Origin of the sequence: Microlunatus speluncae, from assembly GCF_009299835.1 — a bacterium.
In the GTDB taxonomy this organism is placed as follows: Bacteria; Actinomycetota; Actinomycetes; order Propionibacteriales; family Propionibacteriaceae; genus Microlunatus; species Microlunatus speluncae.
In genome coordinates this window covers 160,390-180,790 of sequence record NZ_VKCZ01000008.1, presented here as the reverse complement: position 1 = coordinate 180,790, position 20,401 = coordinate 160,390, and the positions used below count along the sequence as shown (strand labels likewise).

Annotated in this window: 18 protein-coding genes; 11 read left to right on the top strand and 7 right to left on the bottom strand. The window is 70.1% G+C overall.

Annotated elements, in window-relative coordinates; genetic code table 11:
* Window positions 1-46: 46 nt before the first annotated feature.
* Genes rbfA through FNH24_RS12150 form a run of 4 tightly spaced genes read left to right on the top strand, consistent with a single transcriptional unit; the run spans window position 47 to window position 3,338 of the window.
* Window positions 47-481, top strand: coding sequence for a 30S ribosome-binding factor RbfA (gene rbfA / locus FNH24_RS12165; protein WP_152362453.1), 435 nt, complete (start codon window positions 47-49; stop codon window positions 479-481).
* A complete protein-coding gene (gene truB, locus FNH24_RS12160) occupies window positions 459-1,406 on the top strand; it encodes a tRNA pseudouridine(55) synthase TruB (RefSeq protein WP_152362452.1) in 948 nt (315 codons plus the stop codon). Before rbfA ends, truB begins: the two co-directional genes overlap by 23 nt.
* Window positions 1,407-1,413: 7 nt before the next feature.
* Window positions 1,414-2,385: an ion transporter gene (locus FNH24_RS12155; protein WP_161606108.1), complete on the top strand. Its 972-nt coding sequence runs from the start codon at window positions 1,414-1,416 to the stop codon at window positions 2,383-2,385.
* Between the two features lie 59 nt (window positions 2,386-2,444).
* The gene (locus FNH24_RS12150; protein WP_152362450.1) at window positions 2,445-3,338 is read left to right on the top strand and encodes a bifunctional riboflavin kinase/FAD synthetase; all 894 of its coding nucleotides are present in this window, start codon (window positions 2,445-2,447) and stop codon (window positions 3,336-3,338) included.
* A 6-nt stretch (window positions 3,339-3,344) separates the two neighbouring features.
* On the opposite strand, the gene FNH24_RS12145 is transcribed toward FNH24_RS12150, so the two are convergent.
* Genes FNH24_RS12145 through FNH24_RS12135 form a run of 3 tightly spaced genes read right to left on the bottom strand, consistent with a single transcriptional unit; the run spans window position 3,345 to window position 6,298 of the window.
* Entirely contained in the window at window positions 3,345-4,745 is a 1,401-nt protein-coding gene (locus FNH24_RS12145; RefSeq protein ID WP_152362449.1) for a sulfatase family protein, read from the bottom strand.
* Window positions 4,739-5,665 (bottom strand): 1-phosphofructokinase family hexose kinase, encoded by a 927-nt coding sequence (locus FNH24_RS12140; protein WP_161606107.1) that lies wholly within the window; start codon window positions 5,663-5,665, stop codon window positions 4,739-4,741. The genes FNH24_RS12145 and FNH24_RS12140 overlap by 7 nt, the downstream gene beginning before the upstream one ends.
* A gap of 24 nt (window positions 5,666-5,689) precedes the next feature.
* Window positions 5,690-6,298 (bottom strand): TetR/AcrR family transcriptional regulator, encoded by a 609-nt coding sequence (locus tag FNH24_RS12135; protein ID WP_152362447.1) that lies wholly within the window; start codon window positions 6,296-6,298, stop codon window positions 5,690-5,692.
* A 73-nt stretch (window positions 6,299-6,371) separates the two neighbouring features.
* Between FNH24_RS12135 and FNH24_RS12130 the strand changes: the two genes are divergently transcribed.
* Window positions 6,372-7,142 carry an SDR family NAD(P)-dependent oxidoreductase gene (locus tag FNH24_RS12130; RefSeq protein WP_246186855.1) on the top strand — a complete coding sequence of 257 codons (771 nt, stop codon included), beginning with the start codon at window positions 6,372-6,374 and terminating at the stop codon, window positions 7,140-7,142.
* A gap of 176 nt (window positions 7,143-7,318) precedes the next feature.
* The gene (locus FNH24_RS12125) at window positions 7,319-7,735 is read left to right on the top strand and encodes a VOC family protein (protein WP_152362445.1); all 417 of its coding nucleotides are present in this window, start codon (window positions 7,319-7,321) and stop codon (window positions 7,733-7,735) included.
* Here the strand turns inward: FNH24_RS12125 and FNH24_RS12120 are convergent, their stop codons facing one another.
* Entirely contained in the window at window positions 7,736-9,286 is a 1,551-nt protein-coding gene (locus FNH24_RS12120; protein WP_152362444.1) for a glucoamylase family protein, read from the bottom strand.
* A 156-nt stretch (window positions 9,287-9,442) separates the two neighbouring features.
* Between FNH24_RS12120 and FNH24_RS12115 the strand changes: the two genes are divergently transcribed.
* On the top strand, window positions 9,443-10,663 hold the full coding sequence (locus FNH24_RS12115) for an MFS transporter (protein WP_152362443.1): 1,221 nt from the start codon (window positions 9,443-9,445) through the stop codon (window positions 10,661-10,663).
* On the opposite strand, the gene FNH24_RS12110 is transcribed toward FNH24_RS12115, so the two are convergent.
* Complete coding sequence (locus FNH24_RS12110; protein ID WP_152362442.1) at window positions 10,653-12,719, bottom strand: HelD family protein; 2,067 nt, start codon at window positions 12,717-12,719, stop codon at window positions 10,653-10,655. The two genes, FNH24_RS12115 and FNH24_RS12110, sit on opposite strands and share 11 nt — an antisense overlap.
* 129 nt (window positions 12,720-12,848) lie before the next feature.
* Here FNH24_RS12110 and FNH24_RS12105 point away from each other — a divergent pair, with 129 nt between their 5' ends.
* The 4 genes from FNH24_RS12105 to FNH24_RS12090 all read left to right on the top strand — a co-directional run bounded on the left by FNH24_RS12105 (window position 12,849) and on the right by FNH24_RS12090 (window position 18,074).
* Window positions 12,849-13,820, top strand: a complete 972-nt coding sequence (locus FNH24_RS12105) for a phosphotransferase enzyme family protein (RefSeq protein ID WP_161606106.1) — start codon at window positions 12,849-12,851, stop codon at window positions 13,818-13,820.
* 147 nt (window positions 13,821-13,967) lie between these two features.
* On the top strand, window positions 13,968-14,240 hold the full coding sequence (gene rpsO, locus FNH24_RS12100; RefSeq protein WP_152362440.1) for a 30S ribosomal protein S15: 273 nt from the start codon (window positions 13,968-13,970) through the stop codon (window positions 14,238-14,240).
* Between the two features lie 280 nt (window positions 14,241-14,520).
* The gene (locus FNH24_RS12095; protein WP_152362439.1) at window positions 14,521-16,740 is read left to right on the top strand and encodes a polyribonucleotide nucleotidyltransferase; all 2,220 of its coding nucleotides are present in this window, start codon (window positions 14,521-14,523) and stop codon (window positions 16,738-16,740) included.
* Window positions 16,741-16,799: 59 nt separating this feature from the next.
* A complete protein-coding gene (locus FNH24_RS12090) occupies window positions 16,800-18,074 on the top strand; it encodes a M16 family metallopeptidase (RefSeq protein WP_152362438.1) in 1,275 nt (424 codons plus the stop codon).
* Window positions 18,075-19,168: 1,094 nt separating this feature from the next.
* On the opposite strand, the gene FNH24_RS12085 is transcribed toward FNH24_RS12090, so the two are convergent.
* Both FNH24_RS12085 and FNH24_RS12080 read right to left on the bottom strand, forming a co-directional pair.
* Complete coding sequence (locus FNH24_RS12085; protein WP_152362437.1) at window positions 19,169-19,819, bottom strand: DUF2461 family protein; 651 nt, start codon at window positions 19,817-19,819, stop codon at window positions 19,169-19,171.
* A gap of 2 nt (window positions 19,820-19,821) precedes the next feature.
* A complete protein-coding gene (locus FNH24_RS12080; RefSeq protein ID WP_152362436.1) occupies window positions 19,822-20,304 on the bottom strand; it encodes a hypothetical protein in 483 nt (160 codons plus the stop codon).
* Between the last annotated feature and the right edge of the window lie 97 nt (window positions 20,305-20,401).

The following is a 20,401-nucleotide window of genomic DNA, read 5'->3' as shown; positions in this document are numbered from 1 at the left end:
GCCCCGGCGCGGGTGCGCTGCACGACAAGAACGGAAGGAGCCGGCGATGAGTTCGCCGCGGGTGTTGAAGCTGGCCGATCAGATCAAGGTGATCGTCGCCGAAATGCTGGAGCGTCGGGTCAAGGATCCGCGGCTCGGCTTCGTCACGGTGACCGATGTCCGGCTGACCGGCGACAGCCGTGAAGCGACCGTGTTCTACACGGTGCTCGGCAGCGACGAGGACCGGGCCGGCACGGAGGCCGCGCTGCGCTCGGCGACCGGACTGATCCGGTCCCAGGTCGGCAAGCAGCTCGGCCTGCGGTTCACGCCGACGCTGGCATTCATCCTCGACGCGGTGCCGGAGACGGCCAAGCAGATCGACGAGCTGCTGGCCAAGGCCAAGGCCGGTGACGCCGAGGTGGCCGAGCGGGCCGTCGGGGCCAGCTACGCGGGCGAGGCGGATCCGTACAAACACGACGATGACGACGAGCCGACGAGCTGAGTCGGCCGGTTCGGGGACGGCCGGAGCGGGCTCGGCCGGCTCGGGGCTGGTGATCATCGACAAGCCCGGCGGTCTCACCTCACACCAGGTGGTCGGCCGGGTCCGGCGGCTCGCCGGCACCCGCCGGGTCGGCCACGCCGGCACCCTCGATCCGATGGCGACCGGCGTGCTGGTGATCGGCATCAACCGCGCCACCCGACTGCTCGGCCACCTGACCGCGACGATCAAGCGCTACACCGCGACGATCCGGCTCGGCGTGAGCACCGTGACCGACGACGCCGACGGCGAGGTGATCGGCCGGATCGGCGCCGCCGCCGACCTGCCGGCGGAGCGGATCGCGACCGGTATCGCCAAGCTCACCGGCGACATCGAGCAGGTGCCCAGCGCGGTCTCCGCGATCAAGATCAACGGCGTCCGGTCCTACACCCGGGTCCGCGACGGCGAGCAGGTCGAGCTGCCGGCCCGGCCGGTGCGGGTCTCGGAGTTCACCCTGCTGGGCCGGCGCGAGCTGCGGGACGCCGGCGGCCTCGACCTGATCGATCTCGACGTCGAAGTGGAGTGCACGGCCGGCACCTACATCAGGGCCCTGGCCCGGGATCTCGGCGCCGATCTCGGCTGCGGTGGTCACCTGACCGCGCTGCGCCGGACGGCGGTCGGCTCGTTCACGATCGACCGGGCCCAGACCCTGGAGTCGGCCGAGGCCGGTGACCTGCGGGTGATCGATCTCGACCGGGTCGCCGCCGAGCAGTTCCGGACAATCACCCTCGACCCCGAGCAGGCGGACGCGGTGCGGCACGGGCGGCGGCTGAACGACCTCGAGCTGCCGGCCGATCCGACGGCGGTGTTCGCCGAGGACGGACGATTCCTGGCCCTCTACCGGTCCTCGGGGCAGCACGCTGTCGCGGATGCCGTCTTCGTCGACTGAGGTACGTGTGAGCTCCACGCCCCGAACGCCCTACCGACCGCCGGCCGACGCACCGCGCTGGCAGCGCGCGGCCGACCAACTGGTCAACGCCGGCTGGTTCCAGAACCTGATCGTCGCGGTGATCCTGGCCAACGCCGTCACCATCGGCATCCACACCTACCGCGACCTGCCGGCGGGCGTCTATCACGCGATCGAGCTGATCGACTACGGCTTCCTCGGCATCTTCGTGATCGAGCTGGTGTTGCGTTTCGTCGCCCACGGCTGCAATCCCATCCGCTTCTTCCGCGATCCGTGGAACGTGTTCGACACCCTCGTCGTCGCCGCGGCCTTCGTGCCCGGGCTGTCCAACAACACCACCGCGCTGCGGCTGATCCGGCTGCTCCGGGTGGTCCGGCTGCTGCGGCTGATGCCGGACGTGCACGTGCTGATGGACGGGCTGCGCCGTGCCGCCGGCCCGGCCGCCAGCCTGTTGGCCCTGACCGGCCTGCTCTGCTTCGTCTACGCGATCCTCGGAAATCTGATCTTCGGCGAGGTCGCGCCGCAGTATTTCGGCAACCTGGGCGAGGGCGTGCTGACCCTGTTCACGCTGCTCACCCTGGAGGGCTGGAACTCGGTGCTGGCCGATCTCCGTGCGGTGTCGCCGTGGGGTGTGCCGTTCACGATCTCGTTCGTCCTGGTCGGCACCTACGTCGTGATCAACCTGGTCGTCGGCGTGGTGATCAACAGCCTCGACGAGGCGTACCGGAACCGGGTCGACGAGCGGGCCGAGACCAAGCAGCTGACCGAGACGATCCATGACCTGCGCAAGGCGCTGGACGAGCTCGAGACCAAGCTGAAGCAGACCGACCTGGTGGCGGAGACCACGGTCGGCCCCGACGAGGTGCGGCACCTGCTGACCGATCATCCGCTGCACCCCGAACCGGCGCGGCCCGATCACGCCGACCGAGCCCGGGAAGAACCGCGGCAGCGGGATGGTTAACTGATGCGGCGGCAGCGACGCCGGCCGATCGAAAGGGCCACAGGAGAGGAATCGTTCGGGTGAGTGACGGCAGTGTCATCGTCATCGGCAACTTCGACGGCGTCCACAAGGGTCACGTCGCGCTGATCAAGGCGGCCCGGGACGCCGAGCCGGGTGCCAAGCTGATCGCCGTCACGTTCTGGCCGCACCCGAAGGTGATCCATCGGCCCGACCAGGTGCCGGCCCTGCTGACCAGCCTGGACCGACGGATCGAGCTGCTGCGCGCCGCCGGGGTGGACGAGGTGGTCGTGGTCGACTACACCGTCGAGCTGTCGCGGCAGACGCCGGCCGAGTTCGTCGACGGGACGCTGCGGCCGTTGAATCCGGCCCGGATCGTGGTCGGTGACAACTTCCGGTTCGGCCTGAACAACTCCGGTGACGTGCGGACCCTGGCCGATCTGGCCGGCGGCGATTTCAAGGTGCAGGTCCAGCGGCTCGTCGGCGACGGGGCGGAGCCGAACTCGGCGACCTTGATCAGGAAGGCCATCGCGGACGGAGACCTGGACCGGGTCCGCGAGCTCAGTGATCAGGTGTTCCAGTTCACCGGCATCGTCGTCGAAGGTGATCATCGCGGCCGCGAGATGGGCTTCCCGACCGCCAACCTGGCGGTGGATCCGACGATGGCGGTGCCGGCCGACGGGGTCTACGCCGGCTGGGTGACCCGCCGCGACATCCCGTCGCCGCGCTGGCCGGCCGCCATCTCGGTCGGCACCAATCCCACCTTCGACGGCCTGGAGCGCCGGGTCGAGGCGTACGTGCTGGACCGGACCGATCTCGAGCTCTACGGCGTCGAGATCGCGATCGACTTCCACACCCGGATCCGCGGCCAGGTGAAGTTCGAGGGCATGGAGTCGTTGATCAAGCAGATGCACGCCGACGTGGACCAGATCCGCGAGCTGCTGGCCGATCTCTGATCGGGTTCAATTCCCGATCGCGAGCTGCCAGTTGCGGTGCAGGTCGGTCAGTCGCTTGACGTCCTCGGGCCGGGTGACGGCAAGATCATCACGCTCGCCGGGGTCGGCGCGGAGATCGTACAGGCTGATCCCGTTGCCGGGCTCGGCGTGTTCGACGGTACGGATGCCGGCCGCCCGGGGCGAGGCGCCGTCGCACCAGCGCAGCTTCAAATTGCCGGCCCGGACCGCCCACTGGAAGTCGCAGTCCCAGTGCAGCACCCGGTCCTGATCACCGGGACCGCCGGCCAGCACCGGGCCAAGATCGACACCGTCGGAGGCGTCGACCAACTCGTCGGCGGCGCCGGCCGCGGCGACCAGCGTCGGCATCAGGTCCAGCGAGCTGACCGGCTGATCGACGGCGCGGCCGCCGGCCCAGCCGCCGTTCGTCCAGCGGGCCAGGAACGGCACCCGGATGCCGCCCTCCCACAACGTGTACTTCGAGCCGCGCAACGGCGTGTTGTCGCCGTAGTTGCAGGGGGAACCGCCGTTGTCGGTCAGGTAGATCACGATCGTGTCGTCGGCGACGCCGAGCCGGTCGAGCCGGCCCAGCAGCCGGCCGATCTCGGCGTCCATCAGCTCCAGCTGGGCCAGATAGTATTCCCGGCCGTGCTCGAGGTGCGGCGAGATCGCACCGTCGTACCACTCCGCGTAGCCGGTCGCGTCGGCGTCGTGCCAGTCCTCGTGCACCGGCAGGCCACGGGCCGCGAGCTCCTCCGGCGGCAGCTGCCAGCAGAAGTTGTGCACCGCGTTGAACGCGATCATGGCGAAGAACGGTCGCTCGGCGTTGCGCTCGACGAAGTCGCCGGCCCGGTCGCCGATCGCCCGGGTCAGGAACCCGTCCAGCTCGACCTCGGTGTCGCCCTCGAGCATCGGCTGCACCGCCATCCGCCAGGAGGCCTCCGGCCCGTACTCCTCGACCGCCGCGTCGGAGTGGCGCAGGTAGTTCAACCGGCCCTGCTGTTTCCCGGCCAGGCCATAGAAGGTCTCGTCGAAGCCGTGATGCGGCGGACAGGCGCGGTCGCCGACGTCCTCGGGGCCGTAGTGCACCTTGCCGAAGTAGCCGCTGTGGTAGCCGAGCGATCCGAGCCGCTCGGCCAGGCTCGGCAGGTGATCGGGAAATCGCGAGTCGTTGAACCAGCGGGCACCCCACCGTTGCTGGTAGTGGCCGCTGATCATGCCGGCCCGGGACGGGCTGCAGATCGGCGCCGTGACGTAGGCGTCGGTGCAGTCGACCCCGGTCGCCGCCAGAGCATCCAGCGTCGGCGTGGTCACCCGGTGATCACGGCCGCGGTAGCCCCGATCGGCGTAACCATGATCATCGGAGACGATCAGGACGATGTTGGGCCGGCGCGACTGGTTGATCAACATTCCTCCAGGGTGAGTTGCTCGGCGATCCGGCTGACGTCGTCGGCCCGGAAGCGTGCCGGCCCGGGGATCAGGGCGTTGGCGGTGCCGGCGCCGGTCGCGGTCCGGATCGCCGCGACCAGATCATCCGAGGTGTCCAGCACGCTCAGCAGGCCGCCGAGGAAGGAGTCCCCGCTGCCGACCGGGAAACGGCCCCGCTCGGCCGGTGCCGGCACCCGCCACCGGCCGTGATCGTCGATCGCGACCGAGCCGTGCTCGCCGTCGGTGATCAACACCGTGCCACCGGTCCGCTGCCGTACGGTCTCGGCCCGGGTGATCAGCTCGCCCTCCGGCGTCGTGCCCAGCAGCTCCGCGACTTCGTACCGGTTGATCTTGACCAGTTCCGGCCGCTCCTCGATCACGGCGGCGAGGGCCGGGCCGTGAGTGTCGACCGCGACCCGCACTCCGGCCCCGCGGGCGGTCCGGACCAGCTCCGCCAGTGCCTCCGGCGGCAGCCCGAGCGGGATGCTGCCGGTGATCGCCAGCCAGCCCGGCCGGCGAACCAGCGCCGCCTCGAGTTGATCATGGAACAGCCGCCAGACGTCCCCCGGAATCGGCTCGGCCCGTGGATAGAGCTCGGTCAACCGCCCGGTCTCGGCATCGGCGATCGAGACGCAGGTGCGGGTCTCGGCCGGCGTCGGCACGGTGGTCACGGCAACGCCCGCGGCCCGCAGTTGCTGCGCCAGGTCTTCCCCGGTCGTGCCGCCGAGCACCGCGATGATCTCCACCTCGGCCCCGAGCGCCGCAGCCGCCCGCGCCAGATTCAACGGCTTGCCACCGGCACACCGAACCACCTCGGTCGGCCGATGGATGGACCCGGCGGTCAACGAGTCCACGAGATAAGTCAGATCAAGCGACGGGCTGAGACCGGCGACGGTGATCACTCCCCGCACTCTACGGGGGCGCCCTCAGCGGGGCTGGGTGAGGGCGGGCCAGGCGGCCATGGCACCGTCGATGATCTTGTTCAGCTCGGCCGTGCTGGCTCGGTCCCGGGCCCGGATGGACAGGCCGTACAGGACGGTGGTGTAGAAGTCGGCGATCATCGCGGTGTCGATGCCGCCGGTCAGATCACCCTCGACGACACCGCGGACGAGCCGGGCCGTGACTTGGCCGACGGTCTCGGCGCGTTGCTCGATCAGGAAGTCGCGGACGCTCTCGCTCCGGGTGGTGTACGTCGAGCCGGCCAGCACGATCATGCAGCCGCGCGGACCGTCGCCGGTGGAATAGGCGACGGCGTTGTCCCGCAGCATGGCCTCGATCGCGGAGCAGGCGGTCGGCTCCCCCCGCAGCGCCCGGTCGGTCAGTCCGCCCTCGGTCTCGCCGTACAACCCGACGGCCGCGCGGAACAGTTCCTCCTTGCCGCCGAATGCCGCGTAGAGGCTGGGGGAGTTGATCCCCATGGCGCCGGTCAGGTCGGTCATCGCGGTGCCCTCGTAGCCGTGCTCCCAGAACACCTCCATCGCCCGGCGCAGCGCGACCTGGCGGTCGAACGCCCGGGGTCGTCCGCGCTGGGCCATGGTCGCCATCCTTTCTGTATCGAATACTAAGAATATCGTTGATCCGACGGCGACGGTCTGTCAGGGTATTTATGTGTCGAACACTACAGAAACCGAACCGATCAACTCCGACCTGAGCGGGAAGGTCGCCCTGGTCACCGGCGGCAGCCGCGGCATGGGCGCGGCGATCGCCCGCGGGCTCGCCGCGGCCGGGGCCGACGTCGCGCTGACGTACCACCAGAACAAGGAGGGTGCCGAGGCCGTGGCCGCCGATCTCGCCGGCCTCGGCCGGCGCGGCCTGGTGATCGCCGCCGACAGTGCCGACCCGGCGGCGATCGGCGATGCGGTGGACCGGACCGTCGCCGAGCTGGGCCGGCTGGACATCGTGATCAACAACGCCGGCGTCTTCCCGTACGGCCCGGTCGAGGAGACCGACCTGGCGGAGATCGACCGCACCATCGCGATCCACGTCCGGGCGCCGCTGCTGGCCGCGCGGGCCGCGGTCCCGCACCTCGGTCGCGGCGGTCGGATCATCACCATCGGCAGCAATCTGGTCGAACGGGCGGTCTTCGGCGACATCGCCCTCTACACGATGACCAAGGCGGCCAACAACGGGCTGACCCGGGCCCTGGCCCGTGAGCTCGGACCGCGCGGCATCACCGTGAACACGGTGCAGCCCGGACCCACGGACACCGACATGAACCCGGCCAGGGGAGAGAGCGCCGACCTGCAGCGCGGGTTCATGGCGCTGGGGGAGTACGGGTCGGTGGACGACATCGCCGCCGCGGTGATCTTCCTCGCCGGCTCCACCGGCCGCCAGATCACCGGCACCACCCTGACCGTCGACGGCGGCGGCAACGCCTGAGCATCAGTCAGCTGTCAGCTGTCAGCTGACAGCTGCCGGCGCCGCCGTACGGCCCGTAGCCTGCTCGACAACGACGAGAAGAGGAGCAGCATGGGCCAGGCAATCATGGGCTGTACGCCGGCGCGGCGCCGAAAGACCTCCTGCAGTCCGGCTACCACGACCGCGGAGGGCTGATCATGCGCACCCTGCTGGTCGGGCTGCGCGTCACCGATCTTGATCGATCCCGCGCGTTCTATCAGGCGCTCGGCTACACCGTCATCGGCAACGTTGCGGAGACGCCGTTCGGGTCGTTGACCATGATCAAGCTGCCGGACGACCCGTTCGTCAGCATCGAGCTGGTGTACGACCCCGATCGGCCGGTCACCGACACCGGCGGCCTGAACCATCTCGCGATCCAGACCGACGACCTGCTCGGCACCATCGAACAGCTGGCTGGGCAGGGGATCAGCGCCGACCCGGAACGGCCGACAGCCGAGCCGGGCGACCCGCTGGTCACCCTGCTGCGCGACCCCGACGGTTATCTGATCGAGCTGGTGCAGTGGCCGGACGGGCATCCCGCCGGGTTGACCGAGGAGGACTTCCGGACCGGGTGATCAGTCGAGCCCGGCGCCGAAGGTCTCCATCCCGATCAGCGGTTTGATCATGGCCGTGACGTCCCGGCCGCAGAACGAGCGGCGGATCACGTCGTCGGCGAGCCGGTTGCCGAGCGAGCCCATGATCATCGCCTGGTCCAGCGACAGGTAGCGCCGGGCCAGCGTGCCGGACCGGACGGCGACGGCGTCGTAGAATCCGCCGGCGCCGTAGCAGCCGAGCTCGTCGGCGACCTTGATCAGATTCCGGTACGCCTCGGCCGGCTCGTAGCGCAGGGCCAGGAACGCGGCGTGCGGGGTGATCACGCCGTCGCCGAACTCCGGGGCCGGTCCGGGCAGCCGGCAGGCACCGTAACCGAGGTCGACCGGGGTCTTCTCCGCGTCGGAGTAGTAGCCGTCCGGGTTCAGCCCGACCGCCTCGACCCCGTACTCCCGGTAGCCGCCGCCCGGCTCGCTGGCCGGCGAGAAGCCCCAGTAGCCGTAGCCGGCCTCGGTCAGCCCGTGCAGCCGGTGCGCCCGTACGGTCAGCGGGTGGTTGACGCCCCACGACCGCGGCGCCCACCGGGCCTCCGGGACGAACAGGTCCGGCATCAGCGCCTCGAACATCGACCCGCCCCAGCCGGGCACCACCCGGGAGCCGCGATATCGGTAGGCGCCCTCGAAGACATCGATGCCGAGATAGCGCCGGGTGCGGCCGACCGGCTCCTGTTCCTGCCAGTCCCAGTCGCAGCCGGCCGGGAACGTCCGCCAGGTGCCGAAGTAGTGGCTGGCCGGGAACTGGCGCCGGGCGATGCCGATGTAGGAGGCGATCCGGGTCTCCGACACCGTGGTGTCGTAGTGGTTCGCCGTGTAGTTGACCGGGGTGCCGGTGCCCAGGTAGTCGCCCACCACGAACGGCTGGTCCGGCGGCGGTTCGCCGTCCCAGAAGCCGCCGCGGAGCAGTCCGGTCGCCAGGTCGGGACGCGGCGTCGGGTTGTAGTAGGCGGCGAAGTTCATCCGCCGCAGCAGCCGTTCGGCGTCGGCCCGGTGATCACGTTCGGCACCGGCGACCACCATCAGGGCCGCCGCCAGCCAGCCGTTGTCGACGCTGGACAGGAACGGATGGACCCGGTCGCCGCTGCCCGGCCAACTGGTCAGCACCTCACCGGTCCGCTCGTCGTACCAGTTGTAGAACATGCCGCTCGGCCGGTGGTGCACCAGCCGGCTCAGTGTGCGCAGCGTCCGGTCGATCCTGGTCGCCCGCTCCCGGCCGCCGATCAGCCCGAGCCGGTCCGCGACCACGGTGCTCCACAGGTAGCCGCCGATGTTGGTCGGCGAGGTGTAGCCGCTGCGGCTGGCCGGATCCAGGTCGCCGTCGATGTTGTCGGCGGTCAGCCCGGTGTGCTCGTCGGTCATCGCCGCCAGTGATCGCCAGGTGTCGGCGGCCCAGCGGTGGAAGCGCAGCCCGAGCCGTTCCTCCGCGGCCGCCTCGTCCTCAGCGCCCGGGATGATCATGGAACCCAGGGTGGCGGCCAGCGTGCCGGACAACAGGATGCGGCGCGTCAACGTAGTCATCGGGACCTCCTCGTCCTCGAGCTGTCGCTCTGTTCGGACCCTAGCCGGGGTCGAGCCCGGAGGCTACAGCTGGACGACCGATTCCTTCTCGGTGATCCCGGGGTCTACGTGGCAGTGACTGTTGATCAAGAACACCCATGATCAGAAAGAACCACCATGACCTCGCCGTACCCTGCTCGCACCTCAGCCCGGACCAACCTGGTCCTGGCCACCCTGTTTCTCAGCATGTTCGTCCTCGGCAGTGCCGAGCTCCTCGTGGTCGGCGTGCTCGACCTGATGGCCACCGACCTGCGGGTGTCGATCGCCACCGCCGGCGGCCTGGTCACCGCCTTCGCCGTCGGCGTCGCCATCGGCGGTCCGCTGCTGACCGCGCTGACCATCCGGATCGACCGGCGCACCGTGTTGGCCGCCGCGTTGGCGCTGTTCCTGGCCTGCACCGTGGTGGCCGTGCTGACCGACCAGTTCTGGCTGGTCGTGGCCGTCCGGGCCGTCACCGGTGCGCTGCACGGACTGTTCATCGCGGCGGCGTTCGCCACCGCGGTCGCCGCCGTTTCACCGGATCGGGTCGGCCGGGCCATCTCGATCGTCGTGTCCGGCGTCGCCGTGTCGGCGGCGGTCGGCGTGCCGCTGGGGACGCTGCTCGGTCAGGCGGTCGGTTGGCGCGGTGCCTTCGTGGCGGTGGTCGTCGCCGCGGTCCTGGCGCTGATCGGCACCCTCGCCCTCGTGCCCGCGACCGCCAGCGCCGGCGGCGGCGCGACCAACCAGGCGCGGCACGCGTTCGCGCCGCGGGTGCTGGCCGTGCTGCTGCTCTGCGCCCTGGCTTTCGCGTCCCACTTCGCCGCTCTGACCTACATCGTCCCGTTCCTGGGCGCCGTGACCGGCATCTCCGGGGCGCCGGTCAGTGCCTTCCTGCTGGCGTACGGCGTGGCCACGGCTCTCGGATCGATCCTCGGCGGACGGCTCGCCGACCGGAGCGCGACCCGGACCCTGCCCGTCGCCGCGGCAGGCGCCGCGGTGGCGCTGCTCGCGCTCTACCTGCTCGGGACGATCGCGGCCCTGACCGTGCTGGCGCTGCTGATCTGGGGAGCGTTCGCCTGGTCCATGGCGCCGTCGCTGCAGTATCGCGTCGTCACGCTGGCCGGGCCCGGTGGCCAGCTCGCCCAGTCGCTCCCGGCGTCGGCGATCAACATCGGGATCGCCGTCGGCTCGCTGGCCGGTGGCGCGGCGATCCACCAGTACGGCGCGACCGGTCCGGTGCTCACCGGACTCGGGATTGCCCTGGTCGCGATCCCGATCGCCTGGGCGACCGGAGCGCTCCGGCCCCCGCGGACCGCCTCCGCCGAGCCCGTGACAGAGGGCTCAGAGCTCAGGCGCTGAGTTCCGCGGGCATCGGCTCGGTGTGCACGATCTGCAGCGAGGTGACGGCCCGGGTGAGGCAGACGTAGAGCCGGCGCAGGCCGGTGGCCGGGTCCGGCTCGGCGGCGACGATCGCGGCCGGCTCGAGCAGCACCACGTGGTCGAACTCCAGGCCCTTGGCGATGGAGGCCGGCACGAGATCCAGCCGGTTGCTGAACGTGTCCTCGTCCGCGCCCGGCGGCTGGCCGAGGACGCCGTAGCGCACGCCATGATCATCGAGAATCGTTTGTACGGTGACGATCGCGGCATCGGACCCGATCAGCCCGATGCTGCCCTGATCGGCCAGCGCGGTCTCGACCGCCGCGATGAGTTCGGCCGCGACCGCCGTGGTCGCGGTGATCCGCAGGTCGCCCTTGGCCCGCCGGATCGAGTGCGGCGGGGTGAGCGTCGGCGCGATCCAGGGCAGCAGCCGGCCGGCGAATTCGATCACCGCCGCGGGGACCCGGAACCCCGCGACCAGCTCCTCGATCGCCGCCTCCGGCTTGCCCAGGTGGCCCAGCGTCTCGGCCCAGGAGGTCGTCGCCCACGGGGTCGTGGCCTGGGCCAGATCGCCGAGCACGGTGACCGACCCGGTGCTGGCCCGGCGGCCCACCGCGCGCAGCTGCATCGCCGACAGGTCCTGGGCCTCGTCGATGATCAGGTGGCCGAGGCTCGGCGTCCGGGTCAGCACGTCGGCGGCCTCGTCGATCAGGACCAGGTCGGCCGGGGTCCAGTGGGCCGACTTCACCGAGCGGGGGAGCTTGGCCGGCCGGATCGCCGCCTGCTCGGGCTCGGTGAGCAGGCCATCGGCGTGCTCGGCCAGGAAGTCGGCGTCGGTGAGCAGGCGCAAGATCAACTTCTCCGGATCGACCGCGGGCCAGATCGCCTCCGCGTACACCTTCACGCCGCGGCTGCGGGCCACCGCGTTCTGCACCCGGTCGTCCGGGGAGTCGCCGGCCGCCTCCATCCGCAACAGCACCTGGTGGGCCAGCCGCTGCGGCACCATCTCACGGCCGGCGGCATAGCGGACGCCCCGATCGGTGATCGACTGCACGATCTCGTCGGCGAGATAGGCCGGCACCCGGAACTGCCGCGAACCGCGCTGCACCAGCAGGGTCTCGGTGGCCGGCCGGAGGTGGCTCCAGATCGCCTTCCTGATCACCTCCGCCATCCGGCCGTCACCCTTGATCACGGCGACGGCGGCTGGCTCTGTCCCGGTGGCCTCCAGCTCGTTCGCCTTGGCCACAACGGAATCGACGGTCTCCTGGGTGGCGGCGATCTCACCCAGGGCCGGCAGCACGTCGCCGATGTAGGACAGGAAGCTGTCGTTCGGACCGATCACCATCAGCCCGGACCGGCTGAGCGGATCGCGATGGGTGTAGAGCAGCCAGGCGGCCCGGTGCAGGCCGACCGCCGTCTTGCCGGTGCCCGGCGCGCCCTGGATGCAGACCGAGCGCTCGATCTCGGAGCGGACCAGCACGTCCTGTTCCGGCTGGATGGTGGCCACGATGTCGCGCATCGGGCCCGTGCGCGGCTTCGCGATCTCCGCCTCGAGCAGCTCGGAGGTCTCCAGTTGTTGCCCGGCCACGAGATCCTCGTCCTCGTACGCGGTCAGCCGGCCGTGCGAGAAGCCGAACCGGCGCCGCAGCCGGACGCTCATCGGATCGTCCTTGGTGGCCCGATAGAAGGGGAGGGCGACCGGCGCGCGCCAATCGATCACCAGCGGCTCGCCGCCGGCCTCGCCGCCGACGTGGCGGCGGCCGATGTGGATCCGGCCCGGCAGGTCGGCCCGGTCGTAGTCGATCCGGCCGAAGAAGAGGGGCACGGTCGGGTCGTCGATGAGCGACTTGGTGCGGCGGTAGAGCACCTGCTTCAGATACTCGGTGGAGACGTTGGGGCCTTCGCTGACGGCGGCGGCGCCGACCGCCTTGAGCCCGCCGGCGTGCTCGTGTCGGTCCTGGAGGGCGGCCCGGGAACGCTCGAGATGATCTTGTTCCAGGGCCAGGTCGTCGGGTTGATCCGGTTCGCTTTCGGGCATGGGCGGAGCTCTCCCTGCGGAATCGGGACGAATTTTGGGCGAACTCGACAATTTACCGGTTTCTCGCGACCGCGCAACGGATTTTCCGACCGCCGCTCGGGTTCATCACTGCGGCTAGGGTCGGGCCACATGGGCAACGTCGATCCGGGTCCGTTCCTCGCCGCCGCCCTCGGTGCCGAGGCCGGCACCGCCGAGCGGATCCGGCGCGGCGCAATCGGTGCGATCTGGCGTCTCAGCCTGACCGGCCACCGGTCCGGGACTCTGGCGGCCAAGGAGTTCATCACGTACCCGCCGGAGGAGCGGGACGTGGCGAACGAGATCGCCCTGAGAAACGCCGCGGCCGCTGTCGGAGTGCCGAGCCCGGAACCCATCGCCTTCCGGACCGGCAACGTTGCGATGGATCCCCGGACCGGGCGCGGCTGGCGCTGCTACGACTGGGTCGACGGTCAGCAGGCCGCCGACGACCGGGAGACCCGCCTCTGGCTGCTCCGGCAGCTCGCGGCCATCCACCAGCTGGCGCGGACCGAGCCGGCACCGACGGAACACGACTGGTATCTCCGGGTGCACGCCGACTGGGACGCCCTCGTCTCCGACGTCCGCGCCGCCGGGCTGCCCTGGGCGGCGCGGTTCGAGCGGCTGGTCGAGGAACGGGTGGCCGGGCTCGCGGCCCTGATCGCCGACGTTCCCGCGGGAACGCCGATCTGGACCCACCGCGACCTCCAACCGGCCAACGTGATGGTCGACGCCGCGGACGGTCGCCGTCGATTGGTGGACTGGGACAACGCCGGCGGTCTCAGCGACTGGCGCGAGCTCGGATCGCAGCTGATCCATTGGCTTCACTCGCCGGCCGACCTGCGCTTGGCGTACGAGACCTACCTGACCGCCGGCGGTTCAGCGCGCGTGACCGGTCCGGCGGTCTTCGCCACGGCAGTCGCCGGCGGGCTCAATTTCCTCGCCGAACAGGTGAGACGACTTGTCGACCCGACGACGAGCGACGACGACCACGACTACGCTGAGGGCTGGCTACCCGGTCTGCTCGACGAGGTGCCGCACCCCGATCGACTGATCGCGGCGGCGCGCCTGCTGTCGGAGCGGCGGTGATTTCGTTCCCGCCGGACGCCGCTGGTAGCCTGATGCCGCCGTACGTTCGGCCGCGGATGCCTAAGAGCTCCCACGCACACCGAGTGCAAGACCTCGATTCCGAGGTTTCGGGGGGCGCCGCGCACCGGGAAACCGAGAGGAGAGCACGTGTCGTCTGACGCTGCTATCGACAAGAAGGCGATCATCGCGGAATACGCGACGAGTGAAGGTGACACGGGATCTCCCGAGGTCCAGATCGCGTTGCTCAGCAAGCGGATCTCGCATCTGACCGAGCACCTGAAGGAGCACAAGCACGACCACCACAGTCGTCGTGGCCTGATGCTGCTGGTCGGTCAACGCCGCCGACTGCTCAACTACACGGCCAAGACCGACATCGAGCGGTACCGGTCGCTGATCGAGCGTCTCGGCCTGCGGCGCTGATGCTGGCGAAGCGGTTCTCCACTCGGAGGGCCGCTTCACTGCCATCTCGGCCGAAAACTGAATAGCGAAACAATCATCAACACCGATTGCATCCGACACACGCCCCTGGCACGCAGGCTCGGTCCTCGGTAGTGATCTTCGGAGTCTCCCGCATCATGGGAGCGGCCCGCGGATCTCGATCGAAGACCGGGTGAATACTCAGCCCGGGCGGTGCCTCACGGATGCAATCTTGATCGCCGCACGGGCCGATGGTGCCCGGCGGCAGAACAGGAGTATCCCCGTGGAGGGACCTGACGTTAAATTCACCGAGGCCGTGATCGACAACGGCGCCCTCGGTAAGCACGTGGTCCGGTTCGAGACCGGACTGCTGGCGCAGCAGGCGGCCGGCTCGGCCACTGTCTACATCGACGACGACACCATGCTGCTGTCGGCGACCACCGCGCAGAGCAAGCCGCGCGACTCGATCGACTTCTTCCCGCTGACGGTCGACGTCGAGGAGCGGGCGTACGCCGCGGGCAAGATCCCCGGCGCGGTCTTCCGCCGCGAGGGTCGCCCGTCGCAGAGTGCGATTCTCACCTGCCGGCTGATCGACCGGCCGCTGCGGCCCTGCTTCGTCAAGGGTCTGCGCAACGAGGTCCAGGTCGTCATCACCGTGATGGCGCTGAACCCGGACAAGGCCTACGACGTGGTGGCGATCAACGCTGCGTCAATGTCCACCCAGCTGGCCGGCCTGCCGTTCAGCGGCCCGGTCGGCGGCGTCCGCGTCGCCCTGATCGGTGACCAGTGGATCGGCTTCCCCGACGTCAGCCAGCTCGAGGAGGCCAGCTTCGACATGGTCGTGGCCGGCCGGGTGCTGCCCGACGGCGACGTCGCGATCATGATGGTCGAGGCCGAGTCCACCGAGCAGACCTGGGATCTGGTGCAGTCCGGCAAGACCGCGCCGACCGAGGAGATCGTGGCCGGCGGGCTCGACGCCGCGAAGCCGTTCATCAAGGCGCTGTGCGACGCGCAGGTCGAGCTGGCCGCGCAGTTCCCGAAGGACACGGCCGAGTTCCCGATCTTCCTGGATTACCAGGACGACGTGTACGCGGCGGTCGAGGAGTCGGTCACGGCCGAGCTCGCCCAGGTGATGACGATCGCCGACAAGCAGGAGCGCGAATCCTCGACCGAGGTGCTCAAGGACAAGCTGGTCGCCGAGCTGGCGCCGCGGTTCCCGGAGCGCGAGGCGGAGATCAAGGGCGCCTACCGGTCGCTGACCAAGAAGCTCGTCCGGAAGAAGATCATCACCGAGAAGGTCCGGATCGACGGCCGCGGGCTGTCCGACATCCGCACCCTGTCGGCCGAGGTCGGCGTGGTGCCGCGGGTGCACGGCTCGGCGCTGTTCCAGCGCGGCGAGACCCAGATCCTGGGCATCACCACGCTGAACATGCTCGGGCTGGAGCAGCGGATCGGCCTCACCCTGGCCGAAGACACCACCAAGCGCTACATGCACCATTACAACTTCCCGCCCTTCTCGACCGGTGAGACCGGCCGGGTCGGGTCGCCGAAGCGGCGCGAGATCGGTCACGGCGTGCTCGCCGAGCGGGCCCTGGTGCCGGTGCTGCCGACCCGCGAGGAGTTCCCGTACGCGATCCGTCAGGTGTCCGAGGCGCTCGGCTCCAACGGCTCGACCTCGATGGGCTCGGTCTGCGCCTCCACCCTGGCGCTGCTCAACGCCGGCGTGCCGCTGCGCGCGCCGGTCGCGGGCATCGCGATGGGCCTGGTCTCCGACGAGATCGACGGCAAGACCGAGTACGTGGCGCTGACCGACATCCTGGGTGCCGAGGACGCGTACGGCGACATGGACTTCAAGGTCGCCGGCACGAAGGACTTCATCACCGCGCTGCAGTTGGACACCAAGCTGGACGGGATTCCGGCCTCGGTGCTGGCCGCCGCGCTGAACCAGGCCAAGGACGCTCGGCACACCCTGCTCGAGGTGATGGGTGAGGCGATCGACGCTCCGGACGAGATGAGCCTGTACGCGCCGCGGATCATCACGATCCGGATCCCGGTGGACAAGATCGGCGAGGTGATCGGCCCCAAGGGGAAGGTGATCAACCAGATCCAGGACGACACCGGCGCTCAGATCACGATCGAGGACGACGGCACGATCTACGTCGGCGCCGAGAGTGGCGAGGCCGCCGAGGCTGCCCGGACCATGATCAACGCGATCGCCAACCCGACCATGCCGGAGAAGGGGGAGCGCTACCTGGGCACCGTGGTCAAGATCGCGGCGTTCGGCGCGTTCGTGTCCCTGCTGCCGGGCAAGGACGGGCTGCTGCACATCTCCAAGCTGCGCACCCTCGCCGGTGGCAAGCGGGTGGAGAAGGTCGAGGACGTGGTCAGCGTCGGCCAGAAGATCCAGGTCGAGATCACCGAGATCGACGATCGCGGCAAGCTGTCCCTCAGCCCGGTGGCCGAGGAAGACAGCTCGGTGGCAGAAGAGGTCACGGTCTCCTGACCAGCGCCAAAACTGCTGCGACCGCTCGGCAGCACCTCGGTGGAGAGATCCGCCGCACGGTGCTGCCGAGCGGTTTGCGCGTCGTCACCGAGCGGATGCGCGGCAGCCACACCTTCAACCTCGGGTTCTTCGCGGCCGTCGGGTCGCGCTGGGAGACGCCACGCCTGCACGGCGCCTCACACTTCCTGGAACACGTGCTGTTCAAGGGCACCCGGCGGCGCACGCCGGAGCAGATCTCGGCGGCGATCGAGTCGGTCGGCGGGGAGCTGAACGCCTACACGGCCAAGGAGCACACCTGCTTCTACACTCGGGTGCTGGCCCGCGACGCCGACCTCGCGGTCGACGTGCTGGCCGACATGATCACCTCCTCGACCATGCCGGCGAAGGAGATCGAGTCGGAGCGGGCGGTGATCTTGGACGAGATCGCCATGCATTCCGACGATCCGGGCGAGACCGCGCACGAGTTGATCACCGGCGAACTGCTCGGCGGCGGCCTGGACAAGCCGGTGATCGGATCGCCGCGCAGCATTCGCGAACTGACCCGGACCCAGATCCTCGGCTACTGGAAGCGTCGCTACCGTCCCGAGCGGCTGGTGATCAGCGCCACCGGCAAGGTCGATCATGATCGACTGGTGGCCCAGCTGTCCGACTACGAGGCGCTGGCCGCTGTCCGACCGACGGGCGCGTCGAACGGTGCCGCGAACGGCTCGGCCCGGCCCGCCGGCCGACCGCCGAGCCCGGTGACGGGCGAGCCCGTGGTGCTCACCCGGTCGCGCCGGTTCGAGCAGTCGACCGCCGTGCTGGCCGGCCCGGGCCCCGGCCTGTTCGACGACGACCGGTTCCCGATCGGGCTGTTGTCGATCATCGTCGGCGGCGGGATGGCGTCCCGGCTCTTCGTCGAGGTGCGGGAGCGGCGCGGGCTCGCGTACGGCATCGAAGCCGGCGAGACCAGCTATTCGGATGCCGGGCTGTGGAGTGTCGACTGGCAGTGCGCCCCGGACCGGGTGGCGGAGATCCTGACCCTGGTCCGGCAGTGTCTGGCCGATCTGGCCGAGCACGGCGTCACCGCCGAGGAGCTGCGGCGAGCCAAGGGCCAGCTGGCCGGCCAGACCGTGCTCTCCTTCGAGGGCCCGCAGAGCAGGATGAGCCGGCTCGGCACCGCCGAACTGCACGGCGATCCGCGTTCCGTCGCCGATCTGCTGACCGGCTATGACGCGGTCACCGCCGAGGACGTCCGCCGCGTCGCCGCCGACCTGCTCGCCCAGCGCCAGGTCCTCGCCGTCGTCGGCCCGTCCACCGCCCTCCGCCCACTCCGCCGCGCCCTGACCGCCTAGCCCTGGGGCACTGGCCTCGATCTTTCGTGATCTTGGTTCGGGTTCGGTGTCCCGGGGCTGCGGTTGGGTTGCGCATCCAGCCGAGGTCGGTCTCGGCGCCGGGATTCCGCGATGTCACGCCCGCCGGGGTTCAGCTGATCGTTCGTTGACCCTGCTGACGGGCGTGGTCGGCTGTGGTCAGCGAGGCGAGCTGGCGCACCGGCACAAATCGGGGGCACAACGGCCCGCGGGGCCGGAAATCGTCCGGTGGGCCAGGGTTGCACCCCCGATTTGTGACGGTGCACCCTTCTTGGTGCCGAGAAGGTCCCCGGGGACTCGACCGGCAGCGATGATCGTTCCCTGAGCTTGTCAAAGGGCTAGCCGGGCCGGTGCGGCTCTTCCGGGGTTTCGGCCTGTCGGCCGGAAAGGACACGCCAAAGGGCGGAGGGGTTGGTGCGGTCGGCGGGAGTCGCGGCCGGCCGCCGGGTCTGGTGCTGGGTTTGGATGCGCTCGTCGAGTGGTCACTTGGGCGCGGATCTTCGGCTGGGAGCTACCAAACTGCCCACTCGACGCCCCGCGAAGGGCGATCTCGGTTGCCTATTGGCGGCTGCTGGTCCGGCAGCCGCCGAGTGTGTCCTTATCCACGCGGATTCGACGTTTTCAGGTGGAGAAGGTCACTCTCGACGCAAAGGTCGGCCACGGACCTTGCCGACTCGACGCCCGTAGCAGAACGCGAGCGGGCGGACCCGGAGCCGACCGGCACCCGAACCTGCCCCCACTTTGGCGCCGAGAAGGTCCTCGAGGACTCGTCCGGCAGCGATGATCGTTCCCTGAGCTTGTCGAAGGGGAAGCCGGGCCGGTGCGTCTCTCCTCTCCTGGGGGGGGTCGGCCCGTCGGCCGGAAAGGACGTGCCAAGGGCGGCGGGTTGGAGTGGTCGGCGGGAATCGGGGCCGGCCGCCGGTTCGGCGCTGGGATCGGATGCGCTCGTCGAGTGGTCACTTTGGGCGCGGATCTTCGCCTGGGAGCTGACCAAACTGTCCACTCGACGCCCGGCGGCGGGCGATCTCGGTGATCGCGATTCCGCTGAGCTCCCGCCGCGACCGACCGGCCGGATTTCACACCTTGGCGACGACGTGGGTCGTGAACCAGGTGGTGAAGGGGCGTAGCTCAGCCACACCGGCCAGGACGTGATCCACGACCTGGCCGGTGTGCAGCCAGTCCTCGCAGCCGAGCGGGACCTCGGAGGTCAGGGACCGGTGCCGAAGCAGTTCGGCGCGGGGATGATCGGCCGGATGGTCGCGGGGGAGTCGTTTCATCGGTCCGCCAATGAGCGAGCGGCTCGGCTCCGGCAGCCGTCGGAGCAGGTCGACCAGCTCGACGCCGCTGGATTCCGCGGCGACCGCGGATCGGTATCGCCGCAACTGATCCGGGTCGACAGGCCACCAGTTGCCGCTCAGACGAAGCCCGTCCAGGTCGAAGGCCAGGCCGATGGTCACATTGCGCGCGATCCGGATCGCGGCGAACTGATGCTGCCAGCGGCCGTAGTGCGGGGAGACGAACCCTTCGACGGTGAAGTCCTCGTGCGCCGCGTCGGCCTCGGCCAGATCTTGGAGCAGCGCGATCATCGGTCGCCGGACCAATTGTTCGCGATCACGGCGACACCGCTTGCGGACCGCGGCCGGTGGGTCACCGTCCAGCTCCAGCAGGACGTCGAAGGCGGCCGTCGGCCAACCGGTGCACCGTCGACCCGGTTGGGCATCGGCCACGATCAGTGTCGCTGCCAGGGCTTCAGGTCCGGCCAGGGACGGAGGCTCTGGAAGCGTTGCCGGGTCCAGACCAGGCGGGCGAGGACGGAGGCGAGCAGCGGCTTGCCGTCGGGACCGGTGGCGAGCTGACCGCTTTGCACGAGTTGGGTGATCCGGCCGCGGGTGAGGCCCAGGATGCGGCCGGCCTCGGCCTGACTGACCGTCCGGGTCGGGTCGACCTGGGCGGCGACGGCCTGGCCGAGCGGCGTCTGCCACCAGGCCCGCGGGCGATCGGGGACCAGGTCCTGGATCGCCTCGGCCGCCGCTGTGGCCAGGCTCCGGTCCGGATCGGTGAGCTGACGGGCGAGCTCGGCGGCGCGGCTCCTGACCGCGCGGGCCAGCCCGTCGGCGTGCTCCGCGCCCAGCACCCGGCCGACCGGACCGAGGATGGCACGGCCCATCTCCTGGATCAGCTGGACCTCGAGCTCCTCGACCTCGTCCGGCATCCGTACCTCCTCCTGCGGCAATCTCTAAACAGAATTGTTTAGGGCGGCGATCGGGCTGTCAATCGACCGGCCGACGCACCACCGCTGAACCGTCCCG

Bases quoted from the DNA above. Each gene is read 5' to 3' on its own strand.
- FNH24_RS12105 (WP_161606106.1), top strand. From the start codon at position 12,849: ATGGGCAACGTCGATCCGGGTCCGTTCCTCGCCGCCGCCCTCGGTGCC.
- FNH24_RS12115 (WP_152362443.1), top strand. From the start codon at position 9,443: ATGACCTCGCCGTACCCTGCTCGCACCTCAGCCCGGACCAACCTGGTC.
- rbfA (WP_152362453.1), top strand. From the start codon at position 47: ATGAGTTCGCCGCGGGTGTTGAAGCTGGCCGATCAGATCAAGGTGATC.
- FNH24_RS12110 (WP_152362442.1), bottom strand. From the start codon at position 12,719: ATGCCCGAAAGCGAACCGGATCAACCCGACGACCTGGCCCTGGAACAA.
- truB (WP_152362452.1), top strand. From the start codon at position 459: ATGACGACGAGCCGACGAGCTGAGTCGGCCGGTTCGGGGACGGCCGGA.
- FNH24_RS12120 (WP_152362444.1), bottom strand. From the start codon at position 9,286: ATGACTACGTTGACGCGCCGCATCCTGTTGTCCGGCACGCTGGCCGCC.
- FNH24_RS12135 (WP_152362447.1), bottom strand. From the start codon at position 6,298: ATGGCCCAGCGCGGACGACCCCGGGCGTTCGACCGCCAGGTCGCGCTG.
- FNH24_RS12125 (WP_152362445.1), top strand. From the start codon at position 7,319: ATGCGCACCCTGCTGGTCGGGCTGCGCGTCACCGATCTTGATCGATCC.
- FNH24_RS12145 (WP_152362449.1), bottom strand. From the start codon at position 4,745: ATGTTGATCAACCAGTCGCGCCGGCCCAACATCGTCCTGATCGTCTCC.
- FNH24_RS12080 (WP_152362436.1), bottom strand. From the start codon at position 20,304: ATGCCGGACGAGGTCGAGGAGCTCGAGGTCCAGCTGATCCAGGAGATG.